This is a genomic window from Brevundimonas sp. Root1279 (assembly GCF_001425945.1).
GTDB lineage: Bacteria > Pseudomonadota > Alphaproteobacteria > Caulobacterales > Caulobacteraceae > Brevundimonas.
This window is the reverse complement of sequence record NZ_LMEB01000001.1, coordinates 210,258-228,627: the sequence shown is the minus strand read 5'-3', so window position 1 is coordinate 228,627 and position 18,370 is coordinate 210,258. Positions and strand designations below refer to the sequence as shown.

Annotated in this window: 15 protein-coding genes; 3 read left to right on the top strand and 12 right to left on the bottom strand. The window is 70.2% G+C overall.

Translation table 11 applies throughout. The annotated features are described in order from the left end of the window. Positions 1 to 185 precede the first annotated feature (185 nt). Positions 186 to 1,067, bottom strand: coding sequence for a potassium channel family protein (locus ASC65_RS01105; RefSeq protein WP_082525815.1), 882 nt, complete (start codon positions 1,065 to 1,067; stop codon positions 186 to 188). 90 nt (positions 1,068 to 1,157) lie between these two features. Between ASC65_RS01105 and dapF the strand changes: the two genes are divergently transcribed. Together dapF and lepB are read left to right on the top strand one after the other, a co-directional pair. Then, positions 1,158 to 1,991: a diaminopimelate epimerase gene (dapF, locus tag ASC65_RS01100; RefSeq protein ID WP_056449153.1), complete on the top strand. Its 834-nt coding sequence runs from the start codon at positions 1,158 to 1,160 to the stop codon at positions 1,989 to 1,991. Beyond that, positions 1,988 to 2,593, top strand: a complete 606-nt coding sequence (lepB, locus tag ASC65_RS01095) for a signal peptidase I (RefSeq protein WP_056448294.1) — start codon at positions 1,988 to 1,990, stop codon at positions 2,591 to 2,593. The genes dapF and lepB overlap by 4 nt, the downstream gene beginning before the upstream one ends. Here the strand turns inward: lepB and ASC65_RS01090 are convergent. From ASC65_RS01090 to ASC65_RS01080, 3 genes are read right to left on the bottom strand one after another with little or no spacing between them, the layout of a single operon-like run. Continuing rightward, entirely contained in the window at positions 2,590 to 2,778 is a 189-nt protein-coding gene (locus tag ASC65_RS01090) for a hypothetical protein (RefSeq protein WP_056448292.1), read from the bottom strand. The two genes, lepB and ASC65_RS01090, sit on opposite strands and share 4 nt — an antisense overlap. Beyond that, positions 2,775 to 3,875 (bottom strand): PepSY-associated TM helix domain-containing protein, encoded by a 1,101-nt coding sequence (locus ASC65_RS01085; protein ID WP_162245647.1) that lies wholly within the window; start codon positions 3,873 to 3,875, stop codon positions 2,775 to 2,777. The genes ASC65_RS01090 and ASC65_RS01085 overlap by 4 nt, the downstream gene beginning before the upstream one ends. Before the next feature lie 5 nt (positions 3,876 to 3,880). After that, on the bottom strand, positions 3,881 to 6,076 hold the full coding sequence (locus ASC65_RS01080) for a TonB-dependent receptor (protein WP_056448290.1): 2,196 nt from the start codon (positions 6,074 to 6,076) through the stop codon (positions 3,881 to 3,883). 194 nt (positions 6,077 to 6,270) lie between these two features. On the opposite strand from ASC65_RS01080, the gene ASC65_RS01075 reads away from it, so the two are divergent. Then, a complete protein-coding gene (locus tag ASC65_RS01075) occupies positions 6,271 to 8,550 on the top strand; it encodes an NADP-dependent malic enzyme (RefSeq protein WP_056448289.1) in 2,280 nt (759 codons plus the stop codon). 32 nt (positions 8,551 to 8,582) lie between these two features. Here ASC65_RS01075 and ASC65_RS01070 read toward each other — a convergent pair whose 3' ends face one another. The 8 genes from ASC65_RS01070 to rsmI all read right to left on the bottom strand — a co-directional run bounded on the left by ASC65_RS01070 (position 8,583) and on the right by rsmI (position 18,167). Continuing rightward, on the bottom strand, positions 8,583 to 10,262 hold the full coding sequence (locus ASC65_RS01070) for an AmpG family muropeptide MFS transporter (RefSeq protein ID WP_056448288.1): 1,680 nt from the start codon (positions 10,260 to 10,262) through the stop codon (positions 8,583 to 8,585). 38 nt (positions 10,263 to 10,300) lie between these two features. Further along, the gene (locus ASC65_RS01065) at positions 10,301 to 11,848 is read right to left on the bottom strand and encodes a response regulator (protein WP_082525814.1); all 1,548 of its coding nucleotides are present in this window, start codon (positions 11,846 to 11,848) and stop codon (positions 10,301 to 10,303) included. A gap of 51 nt (positions 11,849 to 11,899) precedes the next feature. After that, positions 11,900 to 13,153, bottom strand: coding sequence for an FG-GAP repeat domain-containing protein (locus ASC65_RS01060; RefSeq protein ID WP_162245645.1), 1,254 nt, complete (start codon positions 13,151 to 13,153; stop codon positions 11,900 to 11,902). A 71-nt stretch (positions 13,154 to 13,224) separates the two neighbouring features. After that, a complete protein-coding gene (locus tag ASC65_RS01055; protein ID WP_056448285.1) occupies positions 13,225 to 14,817 on the bottom strand; it encodes a YifB family Mg chelatase-like AAA ATPase in 1,593 nt (530 codons plus the stop codon). A gap of 62 nt (positions 14,818 to 14,879) precedes the next feature. Further along, positions 14,880 to 15,824, bottom strand: coding sequence for a glutathione synthase (gshB, locus tag ASC65_RS01050; protein ID WP_056448282.1), 945 nt, complete (start codon positions 15,822 to 15,824; stop codon positions 14,880 to 14,882). Between the two features lie 222 nt (positions 15,825 to 16,046). Beyond that, on the bottom strand, positions 16,047 to 16,862 hold the full coding sequence (locus ASC65_RS01045) for a SirB1 family protein (RefSeq protein ID WP_056448279.1): 816 nt from the start codon (positions 16,860 to 16,862) through the stop codon (positions 16,047 to 16,049). 13 nt (positions 16,863 to 16,875) lie between these two features. After that, on the bottom strand, positions 16,876 to 17,274 hold the full coding sequence (locus ASC65_RS01040; RefSeq protein WP_056449147.1) for a YraN family protein: 399 nt from the start codon (positions 17,272 to 17,274) through the stop codon (positions 16,876 to 16,878). Between the two features lie 20 nt (positions 17,275 to 17,294). Further along, positions 17,295 to 18,167 carry a 16S rRNA (cytidine(1402)-2'-O)-methyltransferase gene (gene rsmI / locus ASC65_RS01035; protein ID WP_056448276.1) on the bottom strand — a complete coding sequence of 291 codons (873 nt, stop codon included), beginning with the start codon at positions 18,165 to 18,167 and terminating at the stop codon, positions 17,295 to 17,297. Positions 18,168 to 18,370: the final 203 nt, after the last annotated feature.

Sequence of the window (18,370 nt, the reverse complement as noted above, 5' to 3'; positions counted from 1 at the left end):
ACGTCGGGCGGCACCTTACCCGGGGACCGGGGCGCGGCAAGCCGGGCGGTTCGAAGGTTACAGGTTTGTCATGCGCCGGAGCAGCTAAGTGACTGGTGGCTAGTGGCTAGTGGCTGGCCACCGCCTGCGAAGAGGATCGGCCCGCGCCGCCCTTTCGCCGACAGGGAAGCGGCGCACTAGCCGCTTCAGTCGCCTTCGTCGGGAATGCACAGAACTTCGCCGCAGGCCTTGCAGTGGACGGCGTCTGGGTCGTGCTTCTGCAGGCCGCATGTCGGACAGGGGAAGCGGACCTTGTGCGGGCGGAACAGGGTCGAGGCGAGACGCAGGAACAGGGTGATGCCGGTCAGCATGACCACGATCGACAGCACCCGCCCCCAGTTGCCGGGCAGGGTGATGTCGCCGAAGCCGGTCGTCGTCAGGGTGGCGACGGTGAAATACAGGGCGTCTAGATAGCCGCTGATGCCCTCGTGCCGGCCGCGGAAGGTGGCGTAGACGAAGCCGGTGACGACGAAGATGAAGGTCACCAGGGCGGCGAGAGCGCGGGTGATCTCCTCGACCCGGGTGTCGTCCCACTTGCGACCGACCGTGCGCCAGAAGAAGTCCGAGTTGAGCAGGGTCCATAGGCGCAGCAGCCGCAGGAAGCCGAAATTCCCGAGCTGGTTCGGGAACAACAGGGTGCCGAGAATGAACAGGTCGACCCAGGTCGCCGGCTTCTTCAGCCAGTCCCTGATGTCGGTATGGGCCAGGGCGCGGCCGGCCAGGTCGAGCACCAGGATCAGCGCGATCACATAGTCGATCACATAGAAGACGACGCCCGCCTGTTGCAGGATCGGGGCCGCCAGGAAGAAGGCGATGATGGCGAAGTCGACCGCGATGACCGCGAGCCGGAACCGCACCGCCAGGGGCGAAGTGCCATGGTAGAGGTAGCGTAGACGCGCGCGCAGGCGCAGGCCCTCGGCCTTGGGCGCCCCCGGCGTTCCGGCGTCCGCCGCCTTCCGGGCTCTCACCTTCGCCGCCTTGACGGTGACGGGCGACTTGGGCGTCTCGGGACTGCGGGCAGGGCTCATGCGACCAGCGATACTCCGGCTCTTCGCCGTCGTCATCCTCGCTGAAGCTCCGCGGTTGGGGCCGGGCGGTTCCGTGCGTATATGGACGCCATGAGCCGCCCCTTTGTCCGCATGAACGGCGCCGGAAACGCCTTTATCGTCGTCAACGCCCTGGAGCGGAGCTTCCGCCCGGACGGCGACGGCGTGCGGGCCATCCACGCCCAACATCCCTTCGACCAGCTGATCGCCATCGAGCCGTCGGAGACCGGCGACGCCTTCATGCGCGTCTGGAACGCCGACGGCGGCCAGGTCGAGACCTGCGGCAACGCCCTGCGCTGCGTCGGCTGGCTGTTGATGCAGTCGACCGGGCGCGACCGGGTGGTGATCGACACCCTGGGCGGCCCGACCACGGCGACACGGGCCGGTGAGCACCGGGTTCAGGTCGACATGGGTCCGCCGCGGCTGGCATGGGATGAGGTCCCGCTGGCCGAGGAGATGGACACCCGCGGCATCGAGCTGCAGATCGGCCCGATCGACAATCCGGCGATGCACACGCCGGGCGCCGTCTCGATGGGCAATCCGCACGTGGTCTTCTTCACCGACCGCCAGGACGACGCTTTCGTGCGCGGCTCGGGGTCACTGATCGAACACCACCCGCTGTTCCCGGAGGGGGTCAATGTCGGCTTCGCCAACGTCCTGGCCCCCGACCGCATCCGCCTGCGGGTGTGGGAGCGCGGCGCCGGCCTGACCCAGGCCTGCGGCACCGGCGCCTGCGCCGCCCTGGTGGCCACCGCCCGGCGCGGGCTGACCGGACGGCACGCGGCGGTCGAGGTCGACGGCGGCGAACTGCGCATCGACTGGGACGAGGACACCGGCCATGTGCTGATGACCGGCCCGGTCGAGATCGAGGGCACGGGAACGCTTCAGGGGACCCTAGCGGCGTGACGGGTTTCGGCTGGCTTTCCCTGGTCGTCGCGCTCGCGCAGACGGGACCGGTTTATACGCCGCCGGGCTCACACCCCTATCGCGTCTCCTCCGCCTCAATGGAGCCGACCTACCGCGAAGGCGACGTGCTGATGGCCGACCGGCCGCGGGGCGACTGCGGCTCGACCGTTCCGGAAGCCGGCGATGTCGTTATCTTCCAACGCAACCGGACGCCTTGGGTCATACGAGCCGTCGCAGGCCCCGGTCAGACCGTGCAGGTCGTCGACGGCGTCCTCATCATCGACGGGCAGGCGGTCAAGCGGGAGAAGACAGCCACGGCCGCGGCTACCGTGCCGGGGTTCCCGGAGACCATTTTCTGGCGGGAGACCCTGCCGAACGGGCGATCCTACATGACGACGGATTTCGGGCCGGGCCTGGATCTCGACAATACGCTCGAAGTCACCGTCCCCACGGGTCGCTGGTTCGTGGTCGGCGACAATCGGGACAACTCCGTCGATTCCCGCGTCTTTGGGCCCGTCGCCGAGAGCGACTTGTGCGGCGTCGTCACCAAGATCGTGACGGACGACCCGGCGACCGCCCCGAAGACGGAGGTTCCCGCCTAGCGGTGCTTCCCGACCGCCAGCGCCCAGACGGTCGCCGCCACCGGGGCCAGCAGGCCGAGCCAGCCCATCCAGTCCCAGACGCCGTCGCCGAGCAGGGCCGCGATCAGGCCGAACAGGGACAGGGCCGCGATCACCCCCGGAATGGCGAAGATCGCCCACAGGCTGAAGCTCATGAGCCGGGTCATGCCGAAGCCTCGCGGCCGCCTTTGCGCTTGGTCAGCCACAGGTAGATCCCGCTGCCCAGCACCACGATGGTGATCAGGTCGAGGATAGCCCAGAGGATCTTCAGCGGCAGGCCGCCGTAGTCGCCGAAATGCAGCGGCTTCGAGAGCGACAGGACCTTGGCGTACCAGGGCATCGGCTTGACCCCGGCCAGCTCGCCGGTGCGGGCGTCGATCAGGGCCGGGGTGATCAGGTGCTCGGTCAGCGGCGTGTCGCCGTGGAAGAACACCGCGTAGTGGTGGTCGGTCGAATAGGCCGTGCCGGGGAAGGCCACGAACTGCAGGGTCATGCCCGGAAGCTCCTGCTTCGCCCGCTCGACCGCGGCGTCCAGCGAGGCGCGCTCCCCCAGGGCGGCGGGCGCGGCGTTGGCGGCGGCCAGTTCGCTGAGTTGGGTGTCCTTCCAGTAGGCGATGATCGGATCGGCCAGGGTGTTTATGACCCCGGTCAGACCGACGACCAGCACCCAGGCGATCGACACCGCGCCGAGCAGGTTGTGGTAGTCGAGCCAGCGAAGCCGCTTCGTCCGCCCCGTCCGCACCGTGCCGAACGGCAGGCGGCGCATGAACGGGGCGTAGAGCACCACGCCGGAGACGACGGCGGCGACGAACAGCAGTCCCATCAGGCCGAGGAACAGCATGCCCGGCAGGCCCAGGAACAGGTCGGTGTGGAGCTGCAGCAGGAACTCCAGCACCGGATGGCCGGCGACCGGGGGTGCGGCGTCGCCGCTGGTCTGGTCGATGGGCTGGAAATTATAGGCGCCCGGCGCGGCGTCGGGCGCGTTGCTGGTGACGTTCACCACCGGCCGGTCCTCGTCGAAGCTCATGAAGGCCGGGACGTCGCCGGGATGGCGCGACAGCGCGGTCGCCAGCACCTCGTCGAGGCGCAGCTTCGGGCCGTCCGGATTGGCCGCCTCCCAGCCGGCCGGCATCAGCACCTCTTCCAGCTCGTGGGTGAAGACGAGCGGGAGGCCGGTGATGCAGAGCATCAGCAGGAAGACAGTGCAGACCAGGCTGGTCCACTTGTGGACCCAGCTCCAGGCGCGGATGGTTCCGGCCTTCACGGGCCTCAGAAGTCCACGGACGCCGAAAGGACGAAGGTCCGCGGCGAGCCCAGCACCAGATAGTTGGCGCCCGGATAGCCGCCGGCGGAGGCCCAATAGTCCTCGCCCGCGACGTTCTCGATGCGCGCGCGCAGCACCACCGGCTGTTCGAGCGGCAGGGTGTAGCGAGCGCCGATGTCGAAGCGGGTCCAGTCATCGATCTGGAGCCCGTTGTCGGCCCGGGCCTGCTGCTCGCCGGTGTAGACGGCGCGGGCCTCGAGCGTCAGGGCGCGGGTGGCGTCCCACTCGACATTGAGATTGCCCTGGACCTCGGGCACGCCGATGGCGGTCTTGCCTTCCAGGGTCGGATCGAGCGCGCCGGTGATCTCGGCGTCCGTCAGCGTCAGGCCGCCGAGCAGGCGCACGCCGTCGACGGGCTCGCCGTAGACCGACATCTCGACGCCCTGGTTCTGTTGCTCGCCGCCGGCCCCGTAGGTTCCGGTCTGAACCGCCGGAGGCGTGGGGGGCGGGTTCAGCGTGAAAGATTCGCTGGGCAGGCTGATGCGGAACAGGCTCACGGCCCCGCCGAAGCGCCCCGAGTCGTATTTGACGCCCGCCTCGATCTGCTCGCCGCGGAAGGGATCAAGCACCTCGCCCTGGTTGCTGACGGGGACCCCGTTGACCACGGCCGGAGCCGTCTTGCCGGGGATCAGGGCCTCGGCGTAGTTGCCATAGAACGAGATCTGGTCGGTCGGCTTGTAGACCAGGCCGAGCGCCGGGGTGATGGCGTCGCCCTCATAGCCCGACAGGAAGGCGCCCGTGTTGTAGTCGTAGGTCCGGGTGTCGATCTTCTGGTAGCGGGCGCCGAGGATGGCGATCAGCCGGCCGTCGAGGAACTCGGCCTTGTCGGCCAGGGCGAAGCTGTGGCTCCGGACCCGCTCGGTGACGTGCGGGTCGTCCATCGAGCCGCCGACGAAGAAGTCGGCCGCCGGGCGCGGCGCCGGGAAGGGATCGTAGAGATCGCCTGCGAAGCCGGCGAAGTTCGAGAAGGCGTAGGCGTTGCGCGACTTGGACTGATAGGCCGCGCCCGAGGCGACGAGGCTGTGGCGCACCGAACCGGTGGTCAGCTGGGCGCGGACGCCGAAATCGGTCGAGACGATGGTGTCTTCGCGGGCGTTGTCGAAGCGGTAGGCGGAGGTGACGCCCGCGGCGTCGGAGGTCGGGTTGGCCAGAACGTTGCGCTCGTCGCCGTTGCGGGCGCCGACGGCGGCCCAGGCGGTGACGTCATCGGTCAGATCGAACTCGCCGCGGATGACGCCGAACAGCTGCTGCTCGTCGGTGTAGGTCCAGGGCTGGGCGAAATTGGTCGTCGCGTCCGGAGCCGCCGGCACGTCCAGGGCGCCGAAGGCCGGCGTAACGCTCGGGCGCGGGGCGTCGATGTGATTGTCCTGATAGCCCACGTCCGCCGCGAAGCGCAGGCGGTCGCCGCGGTAGTCGAGGCCGAGGGCCGCGACCTGCAGGTCGACCTGCTGGGCGTCGATCGCGCCTTCGCCGAAGCGGTGGGCGAGGTTGGCGCGGATCCCGTAGTCGTTGCCGTCTCCGAAGCGGCGCGACATGTCGAGCGCGCCGTAGAACTGGCCTTCCGGTTCGAAGCCGGCGGTGGCGCGGGTCAGGGGTTCGTTTCCGGCGCGCTTGGGCACCAGGTTGAAGGCCCCGCCGACGCCGCTGCCGCCGGGGGCGGCGCCGTTGAGGAAGGCGGTGGCGCCGTGGAAGACCTCGACCCGCTCAAGCAGCTCGGCGGCGACGTACTGGCGCGGCAGGATGCCGTAGACGCCGTTGTAGGTCATGTCGTCCGAGAACACCGGGAAGCCGCGGATGACGTACAGCTCCTGGAAATTGCCGAAGCCCTTGGCGATGCGGACGGCCGGGTCGTTCTGCAGCACGTCGGCGACGCTGCGGGCCTGCTGATCACGGGCCAGGGTCTCGGTGTAGGCGGTCGTCGAGAACGGCGTGTCCATCACGTCGAGCGCGCCGAACATGCCGACGCGACCGCCGGTCGCCACCTGGCCGCCCGGATAGGCGGGGCGCAGCGCGACCTGGGAGCCGGTGACCACGACCTCGTCCAGTTCGTCCGGCTGGGCGTCCTGAGCCAGGGCCGGAGCGGCGGCCAAGGCCACCGCGGCGGCGGTCGAGGAGAGGAGAAGAAGCGAACGGAAAGTCACGGGCGTCAGCCTTGGCGGCAGTGTTGAGAGCGCGTCGCAGTAACAGTCGCAATCGAGCGTGGCAATCAGACTCGCCCGCGACAGGACGTTGCACGGCGGCATTGTGTCCTTCTGGCCTTCCCTGGCGTCAGCGGTTGTCCCCTTCCCTCCCCCGCTCTAGGAACAAAGCCATTCTTCAGAAGACGCCCAGAGCCATGCCCGACCTGACCGACAAACAGACCTTCTCCGACGAGGACGCGCTGGACTTCCACCGCGAGCCCACGCCCGGGAAGATCTCGATGGCCCCGACCAAGCCGATGGCGACCCAGCGCGACCTGTCGCTGGCCTATTCGCCGGGCGTGGCCGTGCCGGTGCTGGCCATCGCCAAGGATGCGGACAAGGCCTACGACTACACTTCCAAGGGCAATCTGGTCGCCGTCATCTCCAACGGCACCGCCATCCTGGGCCTGGGCAACCTGGGCCACATGGCCTCCAAACCGGTGATGGAAGGCAAGTCGGTGCTGTTCAAGCGCTTCGCCGACGTCGACAGCTTCGACGTCGAGGTGAAGACCACCGACCCGGAAGAGTTCGTCACCGTCGTCAAGAACATCGGGGACACCTGGGGCGGCATCAATCTGGAGGACATCAAATCCCCGGAATGCTTCCAGATCGAAGCTGATCTGCAGGACCTGCTGGACATCCCGGTCTTCCACGACGACCAGCACGGCACCGCCATCATTTCGACCGCCGGCCTGATCAACGCCTGCCACATCCTCGGCAAGAAGCTGGAGGACGTGAAGGTCGTCCTCGCCGGCGCCGGGGCCGCGGGCCTGTCGTCGATCGGCCTGATGAAGGCGGCCGGCGTCCGTCAGGAGAACACGGTGATCGTCGACCGCGACGGCGTCGTCTACAAGGGCCGCGACCACGTCGACCAGTGGAAGGCGGCGCACGCCACCGACACCCATCTGCGTACGCTGGAAGAGGCCATGGTCGGCGCCGATGTCGTCATCGGCCTGGCCGCCAAGGGCGCGATCACCAAGGAGATGGTCGCCTCGATGGCGCCCAATCCGATCATCTTCGCCATGGCCAATCCGGACCCGGAGATCACCCCGGAGGACGTGCTCAGCGTGCGCAGCGACGCCATCATCGCCACCGGCCGCTCGGACTACGCCAACCAGGTCAACAACGTGCTGGCCTTCCCCTACCTGTTCCGCGGCGCCCTGGACGTGCGCGCCCGCCGCGTGAACCACGAGATGAAGGTCGCCTGCGCCCAGGCCCTGGCCGCCCTCGCCCGCGAAGACGTGCCGGACGAGGTGGCCGCCGCCTACCGCGGCCGCAAGCTGAAGTTCGGCCGCGACTACATCATCCCGACCCCGTTCGACCCGCGCCTGATCTGGTTCATCCCGCCCTTCGTCGCCCAGGCGGCCATGGACTCGGGCGTGGCGCGCAAGCCGATCGAGGACATGGACGCCTATCGCGCCGCCCTGCGCCGCCGCCTCGATCCGTCCGCGGCGCTGATGCAGACCATCTCGGGCGCCGTGCGCGCCGCCCCGAACAAGCGCGTCGTCTTCGCCGAGGGCGAGGAGACGGCCGTGATCCGCGCCGCCTGGGGCTTCAAACAGGCCGAGCTGGGCACGCCGATCCTGATCGGCCGCGAAGAGCTGATCCGCAAGAACGCCGCCGAGGTCGGGCTGAATTTCGACGACATGGGCATCGACATCGTCAACGCCCGGGTCAGCGACCGCAACGAGGAATACACCGACTGGCTGTACGCCAAGCTGCAGCGCCGCGGCTATCTACGCCGCGACGTCCAGCGGATGATCAACCAGGACCGCAACTACTTCGCCGCCGCCATGTGCGCGCGCGGTCAGGCGGACTGCATGGTCACCGGCGTGACCCGCAACTTCAACATGGTGCTGAAGGAGGTCCGCCGCGTCCTCGACGTCAAGGACCGCATGATCGGCATGTCGATCCTGCTGGCCAAGGGCCGCACCCTGTTCGTCGCCGACACCTCGATCCACGAACTGCCCAACGCCGAGGAGCTGGCCGAAATCGCCATCCAGGCGGCCGACACCGTGCGCAAGCTGGGCAAGACGCCGCGCGTCGCCTTCCTCAGCTACTCGACCTTCGGCAACCCGCCGGGCGACCGCGGCGAGAAGGTCCGCGAGGCGATCCGCATCCTCGACCAGCGCGGCGTCGACTTCGAATACGAGGGCGAGATGCCGCCGGAGCTGGCGCTGGATCCGGAAGCGCGCGCCGCCTATCCGTTCATGCGCCTGACCGGCCACGCCAACGTCCTGGTCATGCCGGCCATCCACTCGGCGGCCATCTCGACGCGGCTGGTGCAGTCGCTTGGCGGCGCGACCGTGATCGGCCCGCTGCTGGTCGGGCTGGAGAAGTCGGTGCAGATCGTCTCGCTCAGCGCCTCGGTCAGCGAGATCATCACCGCCGCCACCTTCGCCGCCTATGAGGACGGCGCAGGCGGGGAGGACTGAGGAAGGGACGAGGGACTAGGGCCCCTGGTCCCTCAGCTCGCCTTGGCGAGCTTTCGCCGCTCGAAGGTCAGCCGCACCCACTCGGCGATGCAGAAGACCACGGCCAGCAGGCCCAGCCAGGCGGCGATGGCGAACATCGGCGCATAGCCCTGGGCGTCGACCAGCTCGCCCAGCGGCGCCCGTCCCAGGGTGCCGATTAGAAGCGCCAGCGAGATGAAGACCGCGAACTGGACTGCGCCGAACGTCCGGTTCGCGAGAGCCGACAGATAGGCGACGAAGGCGGCGCCCGCGAACCCGCCGGCGATGTTCTCGCCCGCGATGGCCAGCATCAGCCGGGCCAGCGGCTCGCCGATGTGGAAGGCGCCGAACAGGTCGTAGAGGCCCGTCGTCTGCATGAAGGGGCTGATCACCGGCGCGCCGAGCGCCAGATCCATCATCAGAAGATTGGTCGCGGCGGACAGGATGGCGCCGATCAGGAGGCTCCACATCCGGCCGATGGCCAGCAGCGCCCAGCCGCCCAGCGCGATGCCGACGATGGTCATGACCACGCCGAAGGTCTTGGAGGCCAGAGCCACCTCGGCCTTGGTGTGGCCCAGCGCGCCGCCGGCGTCGCCCATGTAGAAGGGGAAGGCGAACGGGCCCCAGACGCCGTCGGTGATGCGGTAGGTCAGGATCAGGCCAAGAACGATCACTGCTCCCCATCCGAGGCGACCCATCAACTCGACCAGCGGGGCCAGGATGGCGTCGTAGAAGGTGTCCGCCAGCTTGGGCGTTGCGGAGGCCTCGGCCTCGGTCGCGACGCGGCCCTTCCACACGATCAGGCCGGCCAGCGCCGCGGGCAGAAGGACGGTCGCCGCGACGATCCAGGGGCCCCAGGCGGTCGTAAAGTCCCCCGCGCTCGGGGCGGGCGAAGTGGTCAGGGCCGTGACCATGAAGCGGACCAGCATCCACGCCGCCCAGGCCCAGGCCGCGAGGGTGGCCACAAGGACGGCCAGGCGCAGGCTGGGGGAGCCGCGACGCTGCTTCGCCACAGCCGCCTGCGAGCTCGGCGCCGGTTCGGGCGCGATCAGGGTGCCGAGGACGCCGAGTCCCATCAGGATCGCGGCGGTCAGGAAAACGCCGGGCCAACCGATCGCGGCGGCCAGGAGCAGGGCGCCGGCGCCGCCGGCCAGGGCGGCGGTGCGGTAGCCCAGCTGATAGATGGTCGACAGCAGGTCGATGGGAAGGGTCTCGTCGGCCACCTCGATCCGCCAGGCGTCGATGACGATGTCCTGGGTGGCGAAGGCGAAGGCGCCGAGCGCCGCCCCCATGGCCAGCGGTCCCAGAACCCCGGCGCCGGGATGCGACAGCGCGACCAGGCCCAGGGCGGCGGCGATGACGACCTGCAGCACGAGCAGCCAGCTGCGCCGGCGGCCCAGGCGCTTGCCGATAAGCGGCGGGGTCCAGCTGACCGCGGGCGACCAGAGGAAGCGGAAGGCGCCGAACAGGCCGATCCAGCTGAGGATGCCGATGGTGGCGACCGGGATCTTCTCCTCGGTCAGCCAGGCGTTCAGCGTTCCGATCAGCATGGCGAACGGCAGGCCGGCCGAGAAGCCGAGCAGAAGCATGGCCAGGGTGCGGCGCTCGCGGAACGCGGCCTTCAGGACGCCCAGCCCCTTGGGTTGAGTCTGCAGGGCGGCGACCTCCGAGGCCGGCGTCGTCGTCTCGGTCATGTGGCGATCCTCAGGGGCGACGCCCCCGAGGCGCCCTTTTATGCGACGGCGACCTTGGCGCGCTCGGCGCGGTTCGTCCAGCGGGCGAGCGCCGAACGCAGGGCGTCCAGCTCCAGCGGCTTGACCAGATGGTCGTCCATGCCGGCCTCGAGGCAGGCGCGACGGTCCTCGGCGAAGGCGTTGGCGGTGAGGGCGACGATCGGGGTTTCGTCGCCGCGGGCGCGGATGGCGCGGGCGGCGCTGGGGCCGTCCATGCCGGGCATCCGCATGTCCATGAAGACGAGGTCGTAGCGCGCCCGCTTCAAGGCGTCGAGCGCCTCATAGCCGCTGGCGGCGGTCTCGACGGCGCAGCCCTCGCGCTTGAGCAGGGTCGAGGCCAGCAGGGCGCCGACCGGATTGTCCTCGACCAGCAGGACGCGGATGCCGGAGAAACGGGTCATGGCGACGCGGTCGTCGTCGGGCAGGGGCGCAGGCGGCGAGCCGGGCTGGATGGTCTGGCGCGAGCCGGCGGCGGCGAGCACGCGCTCGGCCAGGGAAGCGCGGCGCAGCGGCTTGATCAGATAGCCGTGGAAGCCCGAGCCGCGGTAGCGGGCGATCAGGTCGCGCTCGCACGGCTTGAGCAACACGATGGCGCGGGCGTCGTTCGGGCGCGGGGCCAGGCCGTAGCCGCTGGGGCGGGCGGCGTGGTCGATCAGGACCACGGACGCCTTGGAGTCGACGGCGCCGCCCGAGGCCTCGATCTGGGCCTCGGCGGCGGTGCGGACGAACTCGTCGCGTGTGACGATGGCGACCGACTGGCCCTCCAGCGGTCGACCGCGGTCGGCGGCGCCGGAGACGGCCGGGAAGACCGCCTCGAAACGGAAGCGGGCGCCGGGGCCGCCTGGGCGGTCGGCGACGGTGACGGTCCCGCCCATGGCGACGGCCAGCTTGCGCACCACAGCCAGACCCAGACCCGCGCCGCCGAAGCGGCTGGCGTCCGAGGCGTCGACGTGGCCGAACTCCTCGAAAATGCGGCTGCGCGCCTCGACGGGCACGCCCGGGCCGGTGTCGTCGACGATGAAGGCCAGCTTGGGCGCCTTGGCCGAGCCGCCGCAGCGCTCGACCGTGATGCGGACCCCGCCCTCGTCGGTGAATTTCACGGCGTTGCCGGCCAGGTTGAACAGCACCTGACGCAGGCGACCCTCGTCGGCCATAACGTCGACGGCGTTGGGAGCCACCGACCAGGCGATCTCAAGACCACGCTCGTGGGCCTTCGGGCTGAGCAGTTCGGCGACGCCGCGGACCAGGGCCTCCAGGTCGACCGGGGCGGAGTCGAACTCCAGCCGATCGGCACCGAGACGGGCGTAGTCCAGCAGGTCGTTGACCAGGCCGAGCATGTGTTCAGCGGAAGAACGGGCGGCGTCGATATAGGCGCGCTGGGCGCCGTCGAGGCGGGTGCGGGACAGCAGGCCGAGCATGCCGATGACGCCGTTCAGCGGCGTGCGCATCTCATGGCTCATCAGGCGCAGGAACTGCTGTTCGGCGCCCTCGGGCGGCGGGCCGTCCGTCTGCGGATTTTCCGGAATGGTCTTCGATTTCTTCGACATCGCACGCCCCTCTGGAACGGCGACCATCCATCGAAAAGGTTTAAAGGCGGTTCAACCGGGTCGGTTAAGGAAGAGTCGATCGCGGATGCTCTCGTCCGGTCGCCCGGCCTTGAGTTGGCCGACGTAGAGGTCGAGCCGGCCGTCGCCGTCGAAGTCGGCCAGGGCCAGGGCGATGTTGGGCCCCGCGGCGCGCTCGCTCATCACTGCGTCGGATACGTCCGTGAACCGCCCCTGCCCGTCGTTGAGCCAGACCGTCAGCGGCCCATGCTCGCCGCGCACCAGGTCGAGATCGCCGTCGCCGTCCAGGTCGCCGAAACGGGCGACGAGGGTCGTCCCGGTCTCAGCCGGGATGCGGGCGGCGGTCTCGTCGGTGAACCGGCCCGTCCCGTCGTTGATCAGCAGCTGATCCTGGGGCGCGCGCTCCTGCCAGCCGACGTGACTGAAATAGAGGTCGAGGTCGCCGTCGCCGTCGACGTCGGCAGGGGTGACCTTGCGGGCCTCGACATTGCCGGCATCGGGCAGCCGGGCCGAGGCCTCGACGAAACGGCCGCGCCCGTCGTTGATCCAGAGCGCATGGCCGCCTTCCTGACCCAGCACCACATCGACATCGCCGTCGCCGTCGAGGTCGGCGAACTCGGCGTCCTGGGTGACGCGGTCCTCGGCCGGGGCGCGGGCGGCGGTGTCGTCCGTGAACAGGCCGCGGTCGTTGATGAGAATTCGATCCTGGCCCGCGCCGGCGAGGATCAGGTCGAGATCGCCGTCGCCGTCGATGTCGGCATGGGCGACGGCGTCGGCCTCGATGTCCGGCAGGGGCGGACCGAAGATGCGCGCAAAGGTCCCGCCGCCTTCGCCCCGGTAGTATTCGTGGACGTTGGTGCGCCCGAATTTCACGTCGTCCTCAGCGACGATGATGAGGTCGAGCACGCCGTCGCCGTCGAAGTCGGCGATCGAGACGTCCTCGCTGTCGTGGCCCGCGCCGGGGAACTGGAGCTGCGGCGGGCCGCCAGCCAGCTCCTCGACGGTCAGCGGCGGGACGCGGTCCGAGGCGTCGACGAAGCGGCCGCCGCCCTGGTTGAGCAGCAGCTTGTTGAGGCGAAACTCCTGCGGGATGACGAGGTCGAGATCGCCGTCGCCTTCGAGGTCGGCGACGCCGACGTCCATGCTGTTGCGCAGCGTCGTCTCAGGCAGATGGGTGTCGGTGACGTCTTGCAGCCGGAAGCCGGGCGATTGGGCCCAGGCCGGAGCAGCGGCGAAAAGGCAGGCTCCGAGGAGCAAGGCGGAGCGGAGCGGCGCGGGCGACAGCATGGCGAGGTCCTCCGCGCTCACGCTAACCCCGATGCCGGTCCCGCCGCCCATGACAAATCGGTAAGCCCCGATCAGAAGGCCGCGACGCCGTCCCGCCGCGCGGTCTGGCGGTCGAAGTCGGCCTGGGCGTCCAGGGCGGCGCGGCGATACACCAGGGCCTCGGCGATGTGCCGCCGCAGCACGCCGTCGACGCCGTCGAGGTCGGCGATGGTGCGGGCCAGACGCAGGGTCCGCGTCCAGCCGCGCGCGGTCAGGCCGCCGGCCTCCCCCGCCCGCATCAGCAGGGCGCGGCCTTTCTCGTCGGGGGTGGTGAAGCGGTCCAGCAGCTCGCCCGACAGCCGGGCGTTGACCCCCTGCGCCCGGGCATCCTCCCCTTCGAGCCCGACGGCGCGCAGACGGTCCTCATGCAGGGCGCGGGCGGCGGCGACGCGGGCGGCGGCTTCGGCCGTGCCCTCCGAGGGCGCCGGCAGGGCCATGTCGGCGGCGGTCACCGGCGGCGTCTCGACGGTCAGGTCGATGCGGTCGAACATCGGGCCGGAGATGCGGTTCTGATAGTCGCGTTGGCAGCGCGGGGCCTTGCCGCAGGCCCCCTTGCCGCCCCCGCCGAGGCCGCAGCGGCAGGGGTTCATAGCCGCCACCAACTGGAAGCGGGCGGGATAGCGGACGTGGGCGTTGGCGCGGGCGACGACGATCTCGCCGGTCTCCAAAGGGGCGCGCAGGCTGTCCAGGGCCTGGGCCGAATACTCGGGCAATTCGTCGAGGAAGAGGACGCCGTTGTGGGCCAGCGAGGCCTCGCCGGGCTTGGCCTTGATGCCGCCGCCGGTCAGCGCCGCCATCGAGGCCGAGTGGTGCGGGCTGCGGAACGGCCGCGCCCGGGTCAGGGCGCCCCGGTCGATCAGACCGGCCACCGACCAGACCATGGAGGTCTCAAGCAACTCCTGCGGCGTCAGCGGGGGCAGGAGGCCGGGCAGGCGCGCGGCCATCATCGACTTGCCCGAGCCGGGCGGGCCGACGAACAAGAGGTTGTGGCCGCCGGCGGCGGCGATCTCCAGCGCCCGCTTGGCGCTCTCCTGCCCCTTCACCTCGCGCAGGTCGGGGACCGGCGGCCCCATCCGCACCGGCCCCGGCTCGGGGGGGCGCAGCACCTGGCTGCCGTTGAAATGATTGACCAGGCCGATCAGCGAGCGCGGGGCCAGGACCCGCACGTCGCCGGCCCAGGCCGCCTCGGGCCCATTGGCTTCGGGACAGATCAGGCCCAGGCCGAGGGCGCTCGCGGCCACCGCCGCCGGCAGGGCCCCGCCCACCGGAGCGATCTGGCCATCGAGCCCGAGCTCGCCGATGGCGGCCCATCCGTCGAGAGCGTCGGGGGCGATCACCCCCATGGCCGCCATCAGGGCCAGGGCGATCGGCAGGTCGAAATGGTTGCCCTCCTTGGGCAGGTCGGCGGGCGCCAGATTGGCGATGATCCGCTTGTTGGGCAGGGCCAGGCCGATGCCGGCGAAGGCCCCGCGGACCCGCTCGCGGCTCTCCGCCACAGCCTTGTCCGGCAGGCCGACGATGGCGAAGACCAGCTGGGTCCCCTCATTGCCGACAAGCTGCACCTCGACGTCCACCCGCCGCGCCTCGACCCCGTCGAAGGCGACCGTCAGCACCCGCGCCGCCATTCCGTCCTCCCGGCAACCCAGAGAGAACGAAACACGAACTAATCAGCTTTGCAATAGCAACGTTATGCGGAGCGACGCCGTTCAATGGCGTCCCACATCAGAGCCGCGGCGTCGACGCCGGTGAAGCGCTTCAGTTGCTGGGCGCCCGTGGGCGAGGTGACGTTGATCTCGGTCAGATAGTCGCCGATCACGTCGATGCCGACGAACAGCAGCCCCTTGTCGCGCAGGGTCGGGCCGATGGCGGCGCAGATCTCCTTGTCGCGCGGGGTCAGCTCGACCGGCGCGGCGGTGCCGCCCACGCGCAGGTTGGAGCGCACCTGGCCTGACGGCGGGATGCGGTTGATGGCCCCGACCGGCTCGCCCTCGATCAGGATGATCCGCTTGTCGCCCTTCTCCACCGCCGGGATGAATTTCTGGATCACCAGCGGATCGCGGCTTCCCACCGCGTGGATTTCGACCAGGGCTTCGAGGTTGGGGTCGCCGGCCTTGAGCCGGACCACGCCCGAGCCGGCGGCGCCGTGCAGAGGCTTGAGCACCACGTCGCCGTGGCGGGCATGGAAGTCAGAGAGGGCGACCGGGTCCGAGCTGATCAGGGTCGGCGGGGTCAGGCCGGGGAAGCGGGTGACCAGGAGCTTCTCGGGCGCGGAGCGCACCTCGGACGGGTCGTTCACCACCAAGGTGTGCGGGTGCACCGTCTCCAGCAGATAGGTGGCCGTGACATAGGCCATGTCGAAGGGTGGGTCCTGGCGCATCAGGATGACGTCGACGTCCGAGGCCAGATCCAGCTTCACCTCGTCGCCGGCCGTGACGTGGTCGCCCGCGGTCTGGCGCAGGGTCACCGGGCGGGCGCGGCAGTAGAGGCGGCCGTCCTCCAGAGCCAGGGTGCGGAAGTCGTAGACCCAGACCGGATAGCCGCGGTTCTGGGCCTCCATCGCCTGCAGCCAGGTGGTGTCGGACTCGATATTGACCGCCTCGATGGGGTCCATCTGGATCGCGACTCTGAGCATCGGCTGTCTCCGGTTAGGGCAGCTTGGCTAATGGGCGCCGGGGCGACGGAGCGCAACCCTCGGGGGCCGGCGCCGGGACAGTGATGAGTGGTTAGTGATTAGTGGTTGGCCGGCAGGGGCGGACGCCGCCGGCCCCGAGCCGCCCCCGTCGACGACCCAGCAGCCACTAATCACGAACCGCTGATCACTGGCCGGGCTCAGACCCCGGCTTGTCGAGCGCCGCTAGTTCAGCAGCAACCGCACCCGGTCGACCGAGATCTTGCGGTGGACCTCGGACGGGTCGTCCAGGGTGCGGGCGCGGGACAGGGCTTCCAGGGCGCCGGTCAGGGCCCCCTGCTTCTCGCGCGCGGCGGCGACGTCGAGCCACGGGCGGTGATCCTCGGGGTCGAGCAGGGCCCGGCGCAGGGCCGAGCGCTCGGCGCCCTCGAAGTCCTGCGCCTTGATGGCGCGGCTGAACAGCACGTTCTGGAGCCGGATCAGGGCCTGGCGGTCGCTCACCGGGGCCATCAGCACGTCGAGCCGGTCGGCGACATGCGGCGTCAGGCCGGCGCGCAGGGCGCGGCGAGTCAGCTCCGACGGCAGGACCAGTCGGCCCTGGCTGAAGGGATCCAGCGCCACCGGCCCCTCGGGGGTCTCGACGCGGAGCAGGAAGTGGCCGGGGAAGTCGACGCCTTGGGCCTTGATCCCGGCTCGACGGGCCGCGTCGAGGTAGAAGACCGACAGGGCCGCCGACAGGCCGCGACGACGCTCGGCCACGTCGATGATGTCGGTGTTGCCCGGGTGGTCGTAGTTGAGCAGGTCGCCGTTGAGGCGGAGGTCGCTGGCCATGGTCTCGGCCAGGGCGTCGTCGGGGCTCTCGCTGCCGATCCGCTCGCTGAGCCGCTCGGCGGCGTTGCGAGCCAGGGTCCGGACCGGTTCCGGATCGCGGAACGGATAGTCGTGGATGGCGCAGGCGAGCGCGGCTTCCAACAGAGGGAAGTCGTCGTCGTCGGCCCTCCCGGCCTCCGTCAGCAGAAACTCGGCTTCGTCGCGCGTCACCCGCGCATCCCCTCTAACCAGGAACAACGCCGCGACGATGGCGCGGAACCCGTCCGGGGGCCAGCGCCACCATATCAATTCTCAGCACATGTCCGGCCAAGCTGGGTCTTTGGCGCAACAGTGAGCGACCCGCCGACAACAGACGCTCGTACTGTTTGGTCGTCAGGCAGGTCAGGGCCTGATCCAGGGTCGCGCGACTCTTGACCTCTACGACGGCCAGTACCTTGCCGCGGCGAGCCAGGATGTCGATCTCGCCGGACCGGGTCTTCAACCGGAAGCCGAGAATCTGGTAGCCGCGCAGCATCAGCAGCGCGGCGGCCAGCCATTCCGAGCGGTGGCCGGCGCGATGGGCGACGGCGCCGAGTGCCTGACGCCAGGGACGAACGGTCCGCGCGACCTTCGGCGCTTTCAGCCGGGTCGGCGGACGGCCGCTCACCGGCCCTGCAACCCCAGCGCCCGCTTGTACAGCGGCTTGCGCGGCAGGTTCAGCGCCTTGGAGACCTCCGCGGCGGCCTCGCCAGGAGGCAGGCGGGTCATGGCCTCTTTCAGTGCGGCGTCGGCGTCGGCTTCTGAGGCGACCTCGGCCTCGCCCGGCCCGACGACGATGACGATCTCGCCCTTCGGCGACTGGCAGCGCGGATCGACGGCGAGTTCCGCCAGCGAGCCGCGCACGCACTCCTCATAGAGTTTGGTCAGCTCGCGGGCGACGGCGGCCGGGCGCGGACCGAGCACGGCGGCCATGTCGGCCAGGCTGTCGGCGAGACGCGGGCCGCTCTCGAAGAAGACGAGGGTCTGGCGGCCAGTGCGCAACTCCTCCAGCGCGGTGCGGCGCGCCCCCGACTTGGGCGGCAGGAAGCCCGAGAACAGCACGCGGTCGGCGGGCAGGCCGGCGATGCACAGGGCGGCCAGCAGGCTCGACGGGCCGGGAATGGGATGGACCGGCAGGCCCTCGGCGACCACCGCGCGGGCGACGACATAGCCGGGGTCCGAGACCAGGGGCGTGCCCGCGTCGGAGACCAGGGCCACCACCGCCCCCTCGCGCAGCCGCTCGATAGCCAGCTCGGCGGCGCGGGCCGAGGCGTGGTCGTCGCATCGCTCCAGCTTCGCCTTCAGCCCATAGGCTGTCAGCAGCTTGGCGGTGACGCGGGTGTCCTCGGCCAGCACCAGGTCAGCGGCGGCGAGCACGTCGAGCGCCCGCAGGGTCATGTCGCGCAGGTTTCCGATCGGCGTCGCCACCAGATAGAGGCCGGGCGCGACAGAGCGCGGCGGCGGGGCGGTCGGCGGGAAGAGCGAGGCGTCAGACATCGGCGGGACCGTGACAGCGCAGGCCGTTCGGCTCAAGGGCGGGCTTATTCCTTCTCCCGATGGGAGAAGGTGGCGCGCAGCGCCGGATGAGGGCCGGCTGTTTGCGTCGGCGGGAGCCGCCGCTCCGCCAGTGACGCGGCTACGCCGACTACGCCCGGTCGACCCTCACCCTTGAGCGCAAGGACGACGGCTCCGCCGCCGTG

Excerpts from the sequence above, each read along its gene's own strand:
- ASC65_RS01075 (WP_056448289.1), top strand. The coding sequence starts at position 6,271 with ATGCCCGACCTGACCGACAAACAGACCTTCTCCGACGAGGACGCGCTG.
- ASC65_RS01105 (WP_082525815.1), bottom strand. The coding sequence starts at position 1,067 with ATGAGCCCTGCCCGCAGTCCCGAGACGCCCAAGTCGCCCGTCACCGTC.
- rsmI (WP_056448276.1), bottom strand. The coding sequence starts at position 18,167 with ATGTCTGACGCCTCGCTCTTCCCGCCGACCGCCCCGCCGCCGCGCTCT.
- dapF (WP_056449153.1), top strand. The coding sequence starts at position 1,158 with ATGAGCCGCCCCTTTGTCCGCATGAACGGCGCCGGAAACGCCTTTATC.
- ASC65_RS01070 (WP_056448288.1), bottom strand. The coding sequence starts at position 10,262 with ATGACCGAGACGACGACGCCGGCCTCGGAGGTCGCCGCCCTGCAGACT.
- ASC65_RS01090 (WP_056448292.1), bottom strand. The coding sequence starts at position 2,778 with ATGACCCGGCTCATGAGCTTCAGCCTGTGGGCGATCTTCGCCATTCCG.
- gshB (WP_056448282.1), bottom strand. The coding sequence starts at position 15,824 with ATGCTCAGAGTCGCGATCCAGATGGACCCCATCGAGGCGGTCAATATC.
- ASC65_RS01055 (WP_056448285.1), bottom strand. The coding sequence starts at position 14,817 with ATGGCGGCGCGGGTGCTGACGGTCGCCTTCGACGGGGTCGAGGCGCGG.
- ASC65_RS01065 (WP_082525814.1), bottom strand. The coding sequence starts at position 11,848 with ATGTCGAAGAAATCGAAGACCATTCCGGAAAATCCGCAGACGGACGGC.
- ASC65_RS01060 (WP_162245645.1), bottom strand. The coding sequence starts at position 13,153 with ATGCTGTCGCCCGCGCCGCTCCGCTCCGCCTTGCTCCTCGGAGCCTGC.